18 protein-coding genes are annotated in these 15,896 nt (G+C 44.1%); 16 read left to right on the plus strand and 2 right to left on the minus strand.

The features are described 5' to 3' along the window. Nucleotides 1-181 precede the first annotated feature (181 nt). Entirely contained in the window at nt 182-640 is a 459-nt protein-coding gene (gene tsaA / locus QFZ80_RS13600) for a tRNA (N6-threonylcarbamoyladenosine(37)-N6)-methyltransferase TrmO (protein ID WP_307546144.1), read from the plus strand. A gap of 24 nt (nt 641-664) precedes the next feature. Continuing rightward, nucleotides 665-1,156 carry a cysteine hydrolase family protein gene (locus QFZ80_RS13605; protein WP_373460077.1) on the plus strand — a complete coding sequence of 164 codons (492 nt, stop codon included), beginning with the start codon at nt 665-667 and terminating at the stop codon, nt 1,154-1,156. Nucleotides 1,157-1,298: 142 nt separating this feature from the next. Here the strand turns inward: QFZ80_RS13605 and QFZ80_RS13610 are convergent, their stop codons facing one another. After that, on the minus strand, nt 1,299-1,844 hold the full coding sequence (locus tag QFZ80_RS13610) for a helix-turn-helix domain-containing protein (protein ID WP_307559368.1): 546 nt from the start codon (nt 1,842-1,844) through the stop codon (nt 1,299-1,301). Between the two features lie 190 nt (nt 1,845-2,034). On the opposite strand from QFZ80_RS13610, the gene QFZ80_RS13615 reads away from it, so the two are divergent. The 11 genes from QFZ80_RS13615 (at nt 2,035) to QFZ80_RS13665 (ending at nt 10,819) form a co-directional block, all read left to right on the plus strand. After that, the gene (locus tag QFZ80_RS13615) at nt 2,035-2,274 is read left to right on the plus strand and encodes a PLD nuclease N-terminal domain-containing protein (RefSeq protein ID WP_307546142.1); all 240 of its coding nucleotides are present in this window, start codon (nt 2,035-2,037) and stop codon (nt 2,272-2,274) included. Continuing rightward, nucleotides 2,271-3,176 (plus strand): ABC transporter ATP-binding protein, encoded by a 906-nt coding sequence (locus tag QFZ80_RS13620; protein WP_307559370.1) that lies wholly within the window; start codon nt 2,271-2,273, stop codon nt 3,174-3,176. Before QFZ80_RS13615 ends, QFZ80_RS13620 begins: the two co-directional genes overlap by 4 nt. Then, nucleotides 3,173-3,961, plus strand: a complete 789-nt coding sequence (locus tag QFZ80_RS13625) for an ABC transporter permease (RefSeq protein ID WP_307546140.1) — start codon at nt 3,173-3,175, stop codon at nt 3,959-3,961. Before QFZ80_RS13620 ends, QFZ80_RS13625 begins: the two co-directional genes overlap by 4 nt. A gap of 96 nt (nt 3,962-4,057) precedes the next feature. Further along, on the plus strand, nt 4,058-4,804 hold the full coding sequence (locus QFZ80_RS13630; protein ID WP_307559371.1) for a WecB/TagA/CpsF family glycosyltransferase: 747 nt from the start codon (nt 4,058-4,060) through the stop codon (nt 4,802-4,804). A 254-nt stretch (nt 4,805-5,058) separates the two neighbouring features. Beyond that, entirely contained in the window at nt 5,059-5,361 is a 303-nt protein-coding gene (locus QFZ80_RS13635; protein ID WP_307559373.1) for a hypothetical protein, read from the plus strand. A gap of 13 nt (nt 5,362-5,374) precedes the next feature. Further along, nucleotides 5,375-5,833 carry a hypothetical protein gene (locus QFZ80_RS13640; protein ID WP_307559375.1) on the plus strand — a complete coding sequence of 153 codons (459 nt, stop codon included), beginning with the start codon at nt 5,375-5,377 and terminating at the stop codon, nt 5,831-5,833. Nucleotides 5,834-5,880: 47 nt separating this feature from the next. Further along, entirely contained in the window at nt 5,881-7,557 is a 1,677-nt protein-coding gene (locus QFZ80_RS13645) for a glycosyl hydrolase family 18 protein (RefSeq protein ID WP_307559377.1), read from the plus strand. Between the two features lie 126 nt (nt 7,558-7,683). Then, nucleotides 7,684-8,202 carry a cupin domain-containing protein gene (locus QFZ80_RS13650; protein ID WP_373460078.1) on the plus strand — a complete coding sequence of 173 codons (519 nt, stop codon included), beginning with the start codon at nt 7,684-7,686 and terminating at the stop codon, nt 8,200-8,202. Between the two features lie 138 nt (nt 8,203-8,340). Then, complete coding sequence (locus QFZ80_RS13655) at nt 8,341-8,541, plus strand: tautomerase family protein (protein WP_307559379.1); 201 nt, start codon at nt 8,341-8,343, stop codon at nt 8,539-8,541. Between the two features lie 336 nt (nt 8,542-8,877). Beyond that, nucleotides 8,878-10,080 carry a multidrug effflux MFS transporter gene (locus tag QFZ80_RS13660; RefSeq protein WP_307546133.1) on the plus strand — a complete coding sequence of 401 codons (1,203 nt, stop codon included), beginning with the start codon at nt 8,878-8,880 and terminating at the stop codon, nt 10,078-10,080. Nucleotides 10,081-10,276: 196 nt separating this feature from the next. Further along, nucleotides 10,277-10,819 (plus strand): GyrI-like domain-containing protein, encoded by a 543-nt coding sequence (locus QFZ80_RS13665; RefSeq protein WP_307546132.1) that lies wholly within the window; start codon nt 10,277-10,279, stop codon nt 10,817-10,819. A 142-nt stretch (nt 10,820-10,961) separates the two neighbouring features. On the opposite strand, the gene QFZ80_RS13670 is transcribed toward QFZ80_RS13665, so the two are convergent. Then, nucleotides 10,962-12,608, minus strand: coding sequence for a stalk domain-containing protein (locus QFZ80_RS13670; RefSeq protein ID WP_307546131.1), 1,647 nt, complete (start codon nt 12,606-12,608; stop codon nt 10,962-10,964). Between the two features lie 385 nt (nt 12,609-12,993). Here QFZ80_RS13670 and QFZ80_RS13675 point away from each other — a divergent pair, with 385 nt between their 5' ends. The 3 genes from QFZ80_RS13675 (at nt 12,994) to QFZ80_RS13685 (ending at nt 15,678) form a co-directional block, all read left to right on the plus strand. Further along, complete coding sequence (locus QFZ80_RS13675; protein ID WP_307564112.1) at nt 12,994-13,332, plus strand: ArsR/SmtB family transcription factor; 339 nt, start codon at nt 12,994-12,996, stop codon at nt 13,330-13,332. A gap of 70 nt (nt 13,333-13,402) precedes the next feature. After that, a complete protein-coding gene (locus tag QFZ80_RS13680) occupies nt 13,403-13,921 on the plus strand; it encodes an SRPBCC domain-containing protein (protein ID WP_307546129.1) in 519 nt (172 codons plus the stop codon). Between the two features lie 440 nt (nt 13,922-14,361). Then, the gene (locus QFZ80_RS13685) at nt 14,362-15,678 is read left to right on the plus strand and encodes a PASTA domain-containing protein (protein ID WP_307559382.1); all 1,317 of its coding nucleotides are present in this window, start codon (nt 14,362-14,364) and stop codon (nt 15,676-15,678) included. The last annotated feature ends 218 nt before the right edge of the window (nt 15,679-15,896 follow it).

Genomic DNA, 15,896 nt, shown 5'->3' on the forward strand with positions numbered 1-15,896 from the left:
GTGTTTGATGATAAAGTTTAAGCAATATTTTTCAACAGGCGGCATTCCAGGATTGAATAGGAACTGGCCCAAACATTAAAAGCGCGATGTTATTTTAGCATCGCGCTTTTAAATTTAAAAAAGAAAGGCTCGAAGGAGTCGGACAAACGCGCGCAATTATCCAGTGTATAGGAGGAAATCTATGTACAGCGTTAAACCCATCGCATATATCAGAAACAGTAGAGAAGCAATAGAAGATGATTATTGGGGTAATATTGTATCGACTATTGAACTTACTAGCGAATTTAGCGAAGAGAGCGTTCAGGGGATCGAAGATTTTTCCCATCTAGAAGTCATTTTCTACTTTAATCAAGTGCAAGATGATCATATTCAATTCGATGCCAGACACCCTCGAAATAATATAGAGTACCCTAAAGTAGGGATTTTTGCACAGCGGGGTAAGAATAGACCGAACAAACTGGGGTTAACTACAGTAGAGGTTTTAAAGCGCGAGGGAAAAATTATTTACATAAAAGGTCTTGATGCAATAAACGGGACACCAGTATTGGACTTGAAGCCTGTAATGAAGGAATTTGCCCCGAAAGGAGAGATCAAGCAGCCAGACTGGGTATCAGACCTTATGAAAGAATACTGGGAATAATTTGTGAAGAAGGGAGCATTTAATATGGATAAACCGATGAAAATTGCACTTTTGATCGTCGATATGCAAAAAAATTCCCTGCAAGACCATCCCGTGGCAAGCGCATGCGAGTATATTAATCATGTTGCTCAAACTCTGCGATCAAGCGGACATCACGTCATTCATATACAAGATGTAGAAGATGCCGAAGCTGTTAGTCCAGAACTGCTGGATTTCATTCCAGAGATTCAAGTGGAGAATGATGACCTCATTGTGAAGAAGACCTTCTCCAATGCTTTCTGGAAAACGGAATTAGAACAAATTCTGCTCAATCGTCAGATTGGCCTTGTCGTGGTAGCAGGCTTTGACGCCGGGAATTGCGTCTTATTTACATACAATGGAGCGATAGAACGCGGGTTTAAGGCAGCCATTTTACAGCGTGGAATATTGAGTGCAAAAGAAGATCTTATTGCCCTTGCATACCGCGACCGCCATGTGATTTCTTATCCGGTAATAGAGTTCATGGTTCAGTTATAGAAACAAAGAATAAACCCTCCCAGTTCTAGCAAAGCTAGAGATAACTTATATTGGGAAGGGTTTTTATTATGACATTGAAGGATTTGGGATGCTGTATCCTAAATTTTGTAGGGCGGCATCATGTTTTTTTAAATTTTCTATTTTAGGATTCTGGAATAATGGTAAACGCAATAGTTCGAATGGGTGCATCCAGATCATTACTTTTGTTAGCAGTGTTGTAGTATTTTATCACCAGGTCGTTTAATTCAGTTTGAAACTTTTTAAAATTTTCATCATCAAGCTTTAATTCTACAAGTGAAAAAGTAGAACCATCATCTGAGCAATCTTGTTCTTCTAATTTGGTAAGATAGTTTTGATATTGAGTCATAAGCGATAATTGGTAATACGAAATATAATTCAGCTTTTCCTTAGTAGAAGACTTTTTCCAATCATCTGCACTAAGTCGGGCTTCTTCTTCATTTAAAGTGTAGTATTTTTCGGAAATGGATCTCACTTTTTTTTCTTTAATAATGCGGATAACTCCAGCATCTAACAAAACTTGAATATGTCTATATAGTGTTGCCTGAGGCACATCTTTTATGATTTTTACCATTTCTAGTGGGGTCAGTCCATTTTCTTTGTTTCTCATTAAAGCTTGAGAAATCTTCATCCTTACTGGGTGCAGGATAATTTCAGCTTTATTAATCATTTTTTTCTCCCCAATCATAAAAAGATTTCGTAATTATCTATAATGATAATATTCTCATTGTAAATAACAATGAAAGTTAAAACAATATTCTTTAAAGAAAAAATAAGTGTAACATTTTACATTCTTATGTTATCATTATCGATAATGATAACATAATGTTATTCATAATGACTTTAGGGGAGTGGTTAATTTGCAAATGCATTACGGGTGGAACGAATTAAAAGATATTGATTTCATGTCTGTGTTACCGGTTATTTTACCGGTACTTATTGTAGGGGTGATTTTGATCCTAATAGCATTAATGGATTTATACAAGCACAGGAAAACGAGGAAAAATGTACTGCTGTGGAGTCTCATTATTATTTTTCTAAACACGTTTGGTCCGATACTATACTTTGTTATTGGCAGAAAGGACCGTGAAAGAACATGAAATTAGAAGTCAAAAATGTTACTAAAACATATAAAGAAAAAACGGCTGTAAATGACTTTTCAATGGTTCTGCAATCTGGAGAATGTGTGGGATTGATAGGGCCGAATGGGGCCGGTAAATCTACACTCATCAAAGTTATTTCAGATATTATTAATCCTACCATGGGAGAAATATTGCTTAACGGGAAGAAAATTTCGCAAATGAAAAAGGAAATTGGCTACTTACCACAGTACCCTAACTTTTATCATTGGATGACTGCACAAGAAACTCTTGCTTTCATGGGGGAACTATCAGGATTAAGAAAAGAAGATTTAACAAAAGCTATCCCAGAGATATTATCTAAAGTAGGGTTAAGTGGAGAAGAGAATTCAAAAGTTGGAACATTTTCAGGTGGCATGAAACAGAGACTTGGAATTGCACAGGCGTTGTTACACAAACCATCATTGATTGTAATGGATGAGCCGGTATCGGCATTAGACCCAATTGGTCGAAGAGAAGTACTGAATCTAATCGAAGAAATCAAAAGAGAGACGACGATTTTATTGTCGACGCATATATTAAGTGATGCTGAAGAAATATGTGAAAGATTTATTATAATCAAGAATGGTCAAAAAATTGAAGATACTACCATTTCCGACTTGTTAAACAGCAATAGCCAAAATAAAATGATTTTTGAAGTTACGTCTATCAATCAAAAATGGATGGAAGTTTTGAGAAATTTGAACTATGTAAAGGATGTAGAGGCAGTAGGAAACAAAATAAAAATAGAAGTGGAACATATAGGTTTGAATAAGAACATGTTATTAAGAAGTGCTATGGAACATCAGGTTGATCTCGTAAAGTTTGAAATCACCAACGATACATTAGAAGAGATATTCATAAAATTGGTGGTGGAAAAATGAATCATTTAAATGTGCTAATGAAAAAAGAGTTTGTTCAAATGTGGCGTGAATTTAAAGTTATTTGGCTGCCTCTCGTATTTATATTTTTAGGAGTAACTCAACCCGTTGTTAGCCATTATTTACCTTCTATATTAAAAACACTCGGTGGAGCACAAGGTATCACAATTGATCCTAGTATGGCTGCTCAACAAGGTGGGGAAGTACTCGCAAGTACTTTAGCTGCTCAATTTGATCAGTTGGGGGTTATCATTATTGCAATTTCGATGATGGGAGTCTTACAGACAGATAAAGCAAATGGTATGTTAGCTTTTATTCTTACAAGACCGGTCGCTATAATATCGTACATAGGTGGGAAAATAATTGCCAATTACATATTTGTTGCTTGTTCTGTGGTGTTAGGTTACTTGATTTCGTATGTGTATGTTAATTTGTTGTTTACTAATGTTAATTTTGTGGACGTGATAATAGCTTCGTTGTTCTACTTGTTATGGGTTCTGTTTATGGTAACCTTCACTACGATGATAAGCACTATTTTTAATAGCCAAGGTATTATTGCATTAATTTCAATTGTTTTCCTACTAGGTTGTAGAATTGTACTTGGTTTGAGTACTCTTACAGATTTTATGAATCCCGCAAGTATGAGTAAACATGCGATGGAAGTATTAATTACAGGAGCAGTCAACCCCAATGTCATATGGAATGGTTTAGTGGTACTTATATGGATTGTACTAACAATCATTGTAACGATCTTTTGGATTTCTAGTAAAAAGTTTAACAATGAATAACCCAGTTGATAATCCTTGACCTCAAAATACGATGGACAGGATAGTCTGAAGTAATCCTTTATGTTAGTATATGGTTAAAAATCAAAGGTGGATTCAATGGAGAACTGTTCGCAAATAATGGGAATTCCAGTACCAAAAGTAACTATGGAAGAAACAGTAACTATAATTGACCAAGTAATAACGGAAAAAAAAGCGGAACTGTTCCATGTGGTAACAATAAATCCAGAAATCACCATGTCTAGTCAACATGATTTATTGCTCCGCTCCATAATTGATGAGGCTGGTCACCTAACCGCGGATGGTGCAGGTATTGTTATGGTCTCCCGTTTAAAAGGAAATCCACTTCCCGAACGTGTTACAGGATGTGATCTTCTAATCCATTTATTGGAGATAGGGAACGAAAAAAGATGGTCGTTTTATCTTCTTGGCGCGAATGAGGTAACTAGTAAAAAGGCTGCAGAAGAAATAAGTAAGAGATACCCAAACGTATCTGTTTTAGGTAGACAACATGGCTTTTTTGATCAGAAGGTTGAGGAACAAATTGTAGATGAAATTGCGACCTTGAGTCCCGATGTTTTAGTAGTTGCACTCGGAGCCCCCAAAGCTGAATTTTGGATACATAAGTATAAAAATAAATTAAATGTTAGGGTTGCTATTGGCGTAGGAGGAAGTATTGACATCATTGCCGGAACAGTAAAAAGAGCACCAGCTATATGGCAAAAGTTAAATTTGGAATGGCTGTACCGATTAATAAATCAACCTTCTAGATGGCGAAGACAATTAATTTTGCCTCGTTTTGCAATGAAAGCATTGTTGTTTAAAGAAAATAACCGTTTACAATAATTGTTCAAGAAATAAAAATCTAACTAACGGGAAAACGATAGTGGAGGAGCTTGCCGTGAGGCAGATCCTCTTTTTTCATTGAAAGAACGGCAATTATACTTCAACAAGAAAAAGGGAATTAAAACATACTCCGAATAATATAAGTATGAATTATTGGGATGTGATTGGGATGGACTTTGAAAAAGACATTACCCCCTGAAATCGACGAAATTCGACGAATTGTTATAAAAGCTATGCATAAGGAGTGAATCACGATGGCGAATAATTACAAACGCTTCATTCAAAATCAATTCGAAAAAGCGAAGTCTACCGCTTCCGAATTCATTTCTTCAAGAAGTGAAGAACAAGAAGAAGGCACTATAGAACTCAATCCGCAATATTATGTTGAACTGAAAGCAATCGCCGATATGCAGCATACGACGGTGCAAGCGATCGTCAATGGAATCATTGTCCAATACCTGGCAAGCGCCCCATACGAATCAACCCCCATCTCAGTGGATCAAAAGGAAGATAACCCACTTCTGTATTTGGTTGGTATTTGCAAACTAGAGGATTAAGGAGTGCTGACATATGGATAACCACTTGAACGTTCAGGATGCAATTTTTCTGGATGAAACAGCTTTAGCTGCTTTAATGAACCCTGAAGACCCCCACTACGCGAAGGCCCGTTCCCTGTTTCTGGATTTGCATGATCTTGAACGTAATTACATGACGACCAACTCCATTATATTTGATCTTCACGAATGGCTTCGCAATGAATACAGCTATCAGCAGGCGGAATATTTTCTGAATGCAATTGATAAAGCAGTGAGTAAAGGAAGGCTGGCGCTAGTCTCCAGCGGCCCCGAATTGGAGGGGGAATCGCGCAGACTGCTTATGGACAGACCCGAGCTCCGTTTCTCGCTCAGCGAAGCATTCACTGCTGTGACCATGTCCTATTATCAGGTAAAACGCATCTTTACTTTCAATCGCAATTTCATCATGCTTGCCAATTTGGATAAGGATATTCGAATCATTCCATCCAATTAAAATCCTATTAACAAATACAGCCTGCCCTCTTAAGAGGCCGGCTGTATTTGTTTCGTTGCAGCAGGATAGATAATAGTTTATCTCGAATTAGTAGAGTTGATGTCACAGAGAAGGAGAGAAACATGTACAAGAAAATGATAGGGTTTGCCGTTGTGTTCCTGTTCGCAACAGCCGGAAACACTTATGCCTACGATGTCCCAATGGTTACATATAAGGATGTGGCGGACCAAGCTTGGGAAAAAGATTACGTGTACACTTTATCAGCGCTCGGTATTATTGAGGGGTATCCGGATTCCCGTTATCATTCCGAAGAAGCGTTGTCCCGGGAAGCCTTTATCAAGCTCTTGGTCGCTACGGCTAAACTGGATATTTCCCATACTTCGGGGATCGTGCCTACAGACGCGACCGGCCGTTGGTCGGCTCCATATATAGCGGCCGCTTCGGAGCGGCACTGGATCGATTTTATGGTGAACGAGGCCGGCGAATTGAAGCCGGAGCAGCCGATTACGCGCGAAGAAGTGGCCGCCGTCGTCGGTAAGTATCTATTGGACAAGGTGGGAACAGCCGGCTCTCAGTGGACATCGGGAGATTGGTCGAAGGAACGGGATGAACGAGCGTTTGCCGACAGCTCAAAAATTAATGATAATCTAGCACCGTACGTGTTTTATACGGTAAACCGGACCGTCATGGAAGGTGATAACCAAGGTTTCCGTCCGAAAAGCGGATTGATCCGCAGCGAGGCAGCCGCCGTGATCAACCGCCTTGTCGATATCGAAGCGGCAGAGAAGGAATTGGAAGTGACTGGATTCTATGCAATCAAATCGAGCCCTGCCATCGGCCGCATGCCGCTCGTCGACAACGTCGTAATGGGATGGTCCCATCTCGAATACGATACGGAGGGGACGGCAAAACTGGGTACGGATACGACCGTCTTCAAAGTTCCGGATGGGTACTCGGACGTGGTGAAGTCTGCCGATCAGGCCCATGTCCATAAAGAACTGATGGTTTTTTACAACGATGGCAAGAAACTGTCAGCATTTTTGCGAGACGTGCCAGCGCAGATGGCGTTTATCGACCAGCTCGTCACCAAACTCGGAGATCCGGCATTCGGGCTTTCCGGCGTTTCCTTGGATTTTGAAGGGTTGATGGATGCATCAGATGCGCCGAATTACTTGCAATTTGTCCGGGACGTGAATGCGGCCATAGGGAGTAAAACCCTCTCCGTTTCCGTACCAACGGATTATTATTATAAAGGCTACGATTTAAAAGGGCTCAGCGAAACGGCTGACACCCTTAACCTGATGGCGTACGATTTTACGCACGATGATTCGAACCTTCCTTCGGCGCCGCTGCCGCTCGTCAGGGATGGGGTGGAGAGAGCGCTCAGGCAGGGCGTGCCTGCCAGCAAGCTTGTGCTCGGCATTTCCAAGCAGGCGAACCAGTGGATTACAACGAATGGCAAAACGACAACCGCCGGGCCGAGCATTGATCTGGTGGAAAAACGCCTCGCGGACCCGAATGCTTCCAAAACCTGGAGTTTGCCGTATTTCCTGAAGTTAATTCATTACCAGGATGGCAGCACTGCGAACGAAATTTATTATGAAGACACGCAAAGCATCGCCAAAAAAATCTGGCTCGCCAAAGTCTATAACCTTAAAGGCATTTCTCTCTGGCATATGGGCAATTTCACCGCATCCGACTGGGATACGATAGCCAAAAGATAACGTCATATAACGTCGCCTTCTGGAAAAGAAGGTGACGTTTTTCGTTTTGTTTTTAGTATAATTAAGCTATGGATACGAACCTTTGTAGGAACAATAATTGAGAGCGGAAAGGCAGAGTTGATGCGTGTGAGAAAAGAGTCCCTCATTCATCTTGATGGTAGAACTGTAACATTACTGGACAGTGGCACAGACGACCAAGGACAATACCTGTTAGTTGAGCACATGATTATTCAGCAAGGTGCGATGAATGGTCCCCATTGGCATCCTGTTCTTCAAGAAAAATTCACGGTGAAGGAGGGACGAATGCGATTTGTGATAGACGGCAAAGAAACGATTGTGGAACAAGGAGGTCGGGTCAGCATTCATCCCAATGAGACTCATCAGTTCTGGAATGTTAGTGATAATCGGCTAATTGCACTGCACGAAGTTCGTCCCCCGGGACAACATTGGAAGATGTTTAAGTTAATTCATAAATTAGAATGTGAGGGTAAGTTAAACAAGAAGGGAGTTCCGATAAACCCATTATGGCTTGGAGTCGCTTGGAAATGTATCGATGGTTACATAGTGGGTCCACCGCGAAGAGTACAAACGGTATTATTGGGTGGCTTGGCACGGCTAGCCGAGTTTCTTCGATATCGAATATGATAATCTCGAAGGCTAAGCCCTCCAGCTAGTAGTATCGAAGACATCTATAAAGAATTTGAAGAACATATAGAGACCCATGGATACTTTATTGAGAAAAAGTAATTCGGACGTGCTTCATAATTATTGAGGAGGATCAAGATGCCGTATATCAATCTACAAATAACTAAGGGTGCCAACCGTGAACAAAAAGCCCGAATAGTCAAGGATTTTACTGAGACACTTGTCACTGTACTCGGTAAAAAGCCTGAACATATCCACATTGTTATTCAAGAAATTGAAGATGAGAATTGGGGTTTCAGCGGTATTCTAACTGATGACTTTCGTAAAAGAGAAGGATGAGTTACTAGACTAACGGAGAACGATAGCACGGTGAAAAATCAAATTGATTAAAACCTCACAATTCAAGTGAAGCTATGGACTAAGAGATGAATTCGGAGGTTTTTGTATGAAATTTAAAAGATTCATGGATGATATATGATGCGGATAAACGTAGATTAGGATTCAGCTCGCACGCACATAATTTGTTGTCGGAATCCGTACAGTTGTGATAGGCTGAAAAAAGACTCTTTGCTTCGAAACGTACAAGCCAGCTTCCGGATCTTGTGCAAATTTGAAGCGACAAATAGAGATGAAGAGTCTTGGATATGGAATGAAGAATAGGAGATTCTCTTACTTATGACCAACAAGAACAATCTGCATGTGTTTAGACTAGCTATGCTGCTCGGTTTATTTTCGACACTCGGGCCTTTTACTATCGATATGTATCTACCGGCGTTCCCGGAGATTGTGAAGCAATTCGATACAACGGCTTCGCTGGTACAGCTCAGCCTGACCGCTTGTTTACTCGGACTGGGCATCGGCCAGGTCGTCATGGGTTCGCTGAGCGACGTCTACGGTAGACGCAATCCGCTGCTTATCTCCATGGCCGTTTATGTCGCTGCCTCGTTAGCTTGCGCATTCTCGCCAAATATCTGGCTGTTGATCGCATTCCGGTTCGTGCAGGGATTTGCCGCTTCGGCGGGCATTGTCATTTCCCGCGCGATCGCACGCGACCTGTACAGCGGTAACGAGCTCACAAAATTTTTCTCGCTGCTCTTGCTTGTCGGTAATTTGGGTCCGCTTGTAGCACCGGTTGCCGGTAGTGGGGTTCTTTCTTTCACTACTTGGATCGGAGTCTTTATAGCGCTGGCACTGCTGGGAATCTACCTATTGTCGATGACAAAATGGAGGCTGCGGGAGACTCTGCCATCTGATCGCCGCAGGCCCAGCAATTTCGTGCAGCAGCTGCGGAACTACGGATCGCTCTTGCGAGATCGCCAGTTTGTCGGCTATATGCTGGCTCAGGGCATTATGATCGCGGGGGTCTTCGCGTATGTTTCGGGAACGCCCTTTATTTATCAAAATATTTACGGGGCCACGCCGACCGTTTTCGCTCTTTTGTTCGGATCGAACGGCATCAGCCTGATCATCGGCTCCCAACTGGTCGGGCGGATGTCGCATCGCGTATCCGAACACACCTTTCTGTTATTCGGCCTATGGCTTGCCTGCTTGGCAAGCGTCGTTGTCTTAGTGGTGGCCACCGTCCATGGACCGCTTTTCGCATTGGTGATTCCGTTATTTTTCTTCGTAGCGGCAATCGGCATTACATCCACGGCAGCATTCCCGCTTGCAATGGAGAGCCAGGGTCATATGGCGGGCAGCGCTGCTGCGTTACTTGGTGTCATTCCCTTCTTGCTCGGAGCGGTCGTCTCTCCGCTAGTTGGCATCGCGGGTGAAGACACTGCCGTTCCGCTGGGCGTAATTATTTTATTGACGAGCACCGTAGCGATGCTGGCCTACTTCTTTCTGGTAAGAAGAAGCACGCGTGGAACAGCTTAAGTTAGTAGCATGCGGTAAATGGAAAACCAGTCTGGCACTGTAACTTAGTGATGGACTGGTTTTGATTTTTTGACATGGCTTAATACAATCATACTAGCCTAATCTTTTTTATAAAAAAGGTTTTTTCTGGCAAATTGCGAATATATGTAGCAGGATGTCTTCATCATGGATAATCGTGAAGAGAGGAGAGGGTATTTTGCAGAAGACGATAGCTGTTGAGTTAGTTGAAGTGGCGCCTTTCAAGGCCTTGGCAGTACGGACGGGTATGACACCTGACAAGAGCGGGACGCGGGCGGCGTGGAGCACACTTACAGCGCAGGTCCCCCTTAAGGATGCGAGACTCACTAATGGGCCTTCTGCGTATGTGTTCATTCCACAGGAGCAATGGAGCAAGCAAGTCGATACGCTCTGGGTCGGACTGGCGGTTTGCGAGTTCGGAGATGTACCGGATGGCGTTGAGACTCTGGAGGTACGCGGAGGGCTCTGTGCGAGCGCCCGCGTATACGGGAATGAGATACACATGTGGCGCGTATATGATGCGATGTTTGCGTGGCTAGAGCAGTCGCCAGATTATGAGCTCGATCGGCGTGAAGGAGTACTCGGGATGGAGACGGTTCCGCTTGAACCGTTGAACGCTCTCACAATCCCCTATACGGAAATCGAGACATTCGACTTTACGATGCTATACCCGGTGCGCAAGAAGTCGGGGCTTAATGCACAAGTCATAAAAAGTAGTTAGTTTTAACTATGGATTTAAAACTTTCGGAATAAATATCATAAAGAGTATATGTGAGATAAACCCTTATAAACAAGGGACGGGCAGGAAACAAATTAAGGCACAACGAATAAGCGAGGAGCAAAAGCTCCTCGCTTCTAACGCGTTATTTCTTAGTACCAAACTCCATCTTCACTATGGAAGCCCCAATGCCCGGTTCATTAGGAAGGTTAGCGCCGCGTGGTTGGTCGAAATTGCTGATATACAGCATATTGCTTACAAAATGAAGGCTTGCTGGGAACTCAAGCGGCCCATTGTTGCCGTTATGAGCAACCTCCGTAATCGTACCGTCTACGGATATACGCACGATGGCGTTGCGCTCATTCGCAGCGATATATATCGCACCGTCCGGACCGAAGTTCAGACCATCTGCGCCGTACATCAGTGGGCTTTGGGCTACGAGTTCTATTGCACCGAGAGAGCCGTCTGAGTTCATCGCAAAGCGGTTGACTTCGCCTGAGCTCGTGTTGGCAACGTAAAGCTTACCGTCCTTGCCGAAGGCAATGCCGTTCACTGTAATCGTCTGCACCTGACGTTCCGGAATAATGCCGCTCTTGAAGGTGCTCAGCTTGCCGTCCTTCGTCACCATATAGATGTTGCCGTTTGCACCACCGCTGACATACAAATTGCCCTTGGAGTCGAACGCCAGTCCGTTTGCTCCTTGCGTGCCGCTGACATAAGTCTCGACCTTCGACGTATCGAAAGGTCCACCTACTAGATCCTTCGCATTGATCTTGAAAATAACGCCTTCCATACCGCCGCTCGCAATAAACAGATTTCCGTCAGCATCAAATGCCATACCTGTCGCAGGACGTGGCAACTCGGTCAGCACTTCCATTTTGCCGCTATCGCTCATAATTCGATACAGCTTCTTGCTCGTCGTCTCCACCGTGTATACGCGATGCTTCTCGTCTGCAATAACGCCCTCAATGCGTAGGCCCGTCGCACTGTTCGGATCCAAATCTTTCAGGATGGACAAGATGGCGGAATTGAACCTGATGACCTGCTTCACTTCCGGTTGCACCGGCTTGTGGTCGTTTCCGACAAGTTGAACGGTCAACGTATGCTCACCCGGCTTCAGATCCTTGAAGACTACCGGCTCATTCTTAAAAGCCTCAACCGCTGTCTGTTCCTCCAACTTATCGGTGTCAAGCCACAGATGAATATGTCCCTCTCCGGCCTTAGCGTCCTTCGCTAGCGCGAAATCCTTCAGTGCATGGTTGAAAGCATAGACGGAAACCTTTAGCTCATTACCTATGACGTAACCGTCCTGGGATACCCCATGTACCTTAATCATAGGCTTCTTATCGGTATTTGATAGCATGCTTACAGACCGGGTTTTGCTGTCATACTTGATCTGGTAGTCGAATGCCTCAAACACAGTGCGTACAGGAACGAGCACTGCACCGTCAATAATCTGCAGAGAAGTGGTCGCGGTGAGTTCAAGCCCATTGACCTTATATGAATTGGCACCGTCTTTCATCTCTAGGGAGTTACTTTCCTTCTGGAGCTTCAGCGTCTTTGTATCAGCATTCCAATTCGCATCCGCGCCGAGTTGCTTGGCTACCGCTTCATAAGGTGCATATAAATTGCTGTCAACCAGTAAGCTTTGGCTTGCAAATGTGGCATCCTTTCCATTAATCTGCAGCATCATGTCAGATTTGACCGTTTCGGCAGCGAGCACCACTGAGGACGACAGCAGCAGGCTGCAGGTGATCGTCGCGATGTTTGTTAACCATTTCATGTTTCGCATTTCGTTGATCCTCCCACCAATCTAATATCTTACAAGTTATCTTTCGCCATATTGTCATCTTTTTCCTTGGGGAAATATGGAATTTTAAAAGATATTTTCGAAAAAAGCCTCTATTTCCATTATTAAACAAACGTAGATCTATAGTTGAACAACAAGGAGCATTTTGCTACCACAGCTGCTCACTTTCTTTAATAAGCTAATAGGCAAAGTGTGAAATACTAAAATAGAAGGACACCACGGTAGTGAATCTATGCGGCGAAAATCGTTATAAATATTCCTTTACAGGAATATTCCTAATGTGGTATATTGATTTCAGCAAAAAAATACAACCTCTAAACACTAACTTAGGACGCCTACAATTACAGCAAGAGAACGGATGAAGAGCATGAATGCTAACGTCATGAGTGCCTTGGCAGAGCCTAACCGCATGCAGATTGTTGAGCTTTTGCGCGAACGTCCGCTCACCGTAGGGGAAATCGCCGAACGGCTGCAACTGCGCCAGCCTCAAGCATCGAAGCATTTGCGTGTCTTAAGTGAGGCTGGAATCGTAGAAGCCCAGGTAGACGCGAATCGCCGGATCTACAGGCTGCGGCCGGATCCTTTCCGGGAGCTGGACGATTGGTTGGAGAGCTACCGCGTCATCTGGGAGAAGCGGTTCGACCGACTGGATGACTATTTACAGAAGCTGCAGGGCAATGAAATACGGAAAGAGCAGCAAGACTGAGTTTGGGATTATGTGAACGCTGTGACAGCACTATTTTGACCAAGTAATGAAATCGAGGAGGAAGTTAAAGATGACAAATCAAATGGTATCCAATGTAGAGGAAAAAGTGCTTATTCTGGAGCGTGAATTCAATGCCCCTCGCGAGCTGGTGTTCCAGGCGTTCTCGCAGGCGGAGCATCTGAGGCATTGGTGGGGTCCGAGAGGCTGGACGCTTCCGGTATGCCATGTTGATTTCCGCGTAGACGGAGTTTGGCATTATTGCATGAAGTGCGAGGATAAGAACCAAGGCGATTACTATGGCATGGAATCATGGGGCAAGGGTGTGTACCGTGAAATCGTCGTGCCGGAGCAGATCGTGTATGTGGATTATTTCTCCGATGCGGAAGGCAACGTGGCGGAAAATATGCCGGAAACATTAGTCACGCTGACCTTCATCGAAACGGATAACGGAACAAAGCTCATTAACCGCGCGGAATATGCAACGGCTGAAGGACTGCAGCAGGTGTTAGATATGGGCATGCTGGAGGGCATCACAGATACTTGGAACAGACTGGTCGAGCATCTGGAATCGATCCAGAAGAGCGGTTAAAGGGGAAAGTATCTGGCGGAAACGCGAAGCACAGGCATCAAGGAAAAGAGAAAAAGATCATTCCACTTAGGGTGATTGATCTTTTCTCTGATTATTTTTATATGGAACTATGGCATGAACACGTGACAATAACGATAACGAGCAACTATTGTTGAATATAAAGGGTCAGTTTGCTCTAGCAGACAGACCTTTTTTTATTGTTTTCTCTGATGATGGAACAGATAGGTAGTTCCAAATTCTAAAAGACCGCTAGAGAAGCTTTAGCAGAAAATGGTAACCATCAGAATCTCTTTCCAATAATATAACGGCTTAAATCGTAAAACCACCAACCCGTTTATCAAAATGGCTAGCCACGCGAATAATTTTTGGGAATTACAACCTTTAGTGACGCAAAAAATGGATGATAGGCGAATAACTATGCGTATAAGGGGGAAACGTCCATGGATAACATCAGAAACCGCTACATGCTCGATCAACCGCTTAAGAGGATGGCGAACGGGCAGTGGTTAAGAGGGATGGATCTAACCTTCAAACGTGAAGTACTCCTGTATACATTCCATGAGATCGACGATTCGTTGCATCAGGAAACTTTGCGATGGATGAGAAAAGCGTCTCAGATGTCCGACGAGCATTTCATGCACATTCTAGATGCAGGTTCAGAAGACGGAACATTGTTCGTTGTTCTTCAAGCGTTAACGGGAAGTCCTTTGTCCGATCGGCTGAACGATTTGGACATAACGGGTCACAAGGCGCTCACGTATGTGTACGAGCTGGCCAAGGGAATTCGAGAAACTCGCCGCAATCGACTGTTAGAATGCTCGGTTGACGCGGAAAATCTATGGATTGAAGATAATGGCCGGTTGCGGATCATGAATTATTGGACGGAAGGGAAGAATGGACGACGCGGTGTTCCGGGGCTCGCTCTACTTCTGTACCAACTGTGTGCCAAAACGGATATCCCGACATCTTCTATTAGTGCATACTCATTTGATTTGAATCGGTCGTTTGCGGATTTGTCGGATGTAACTCGGGAACGTGCCGTAGCTTTGGCCTGCAGAGCGTATGAAGGGATATGCACGCTTGCCGATTTTCAACAGGAGCTGGAAGTACTGCTCGGTATCAGTGGCGATAGGAAGATACCACTTCTTACAGCGGCAGTACCGGCTTACGATAGGATGTCGTCAAGGGGACTAAAGCGGAAATCCGCCGTACATGAGTCACATGATTTTGTAGAACCTAAAACCGGGGCTGCTGGCCGCAAAATGTCGGAACTTAGCGAGCTGTTCCGCAGATCGTACCAGCTGCGCAAATGGCATCTGTATTCTGCCGCTGCCTTCGGTGTGCTCGTACTACTGCTCAGTCTGTCGCTGCGTCCGCACTTGGACCAAGTGAACGGTTCTAGGCCGCAGACAATTCCGACGCCCGCTTCCACAGAGGTATCGGTGAATCGTAACGAGACTTCTGAGACTTCCGCATCGGCATCCGCGATGCCGACTCAAACGGCCGCGCCGATGCCTAAGCCTTTAGACGCAACAGTCGATGGCGCGGAACAAGCCAAGGCTGGCGTCGTCCCGGATTTGCTTACTCATACAAGGGAGGATGCCGCGAAAATGGCAATTGCCTCCGGACTTCGATACCAGTTTTTCTTGGAATCGAACGCCGCAGCTAAGGGGGTCGTGTTCAAGCAAGACCTCACTCCCGGAACTGCCGTCAAAAATGGTGACCGGATCACGTTTTGGGTGAGCAAAGGAAATTAATTCGAAGGCAAGAGTCCAGTCCTGTCACAAATGCAGTTATTTAGCAAAAGAGTTGAGAAGTTAGAACCAGATAAGATAAGTTTTTGGTTGAGTTTATTGTCTGGCAAACGAGATTGATCGTTACGCAAGCGACGAACTATAGCTGAATAAATACGAAGAAACGGCAGCTCATTCATGGCTGCCGTTTTGTGAACTCCCGGGTAGGATTGTTGTGTCGA

Origin of the sequence: Paenibacillus sp. V4I7 (assembly GCF_030817275.1) — a bacterium.
Taxonomy (GTDB): domain Bacteria; phylum Bacillota; class Bacilli; order Paenibacillales; family NBRC-103111; genus Paenibacillus_E.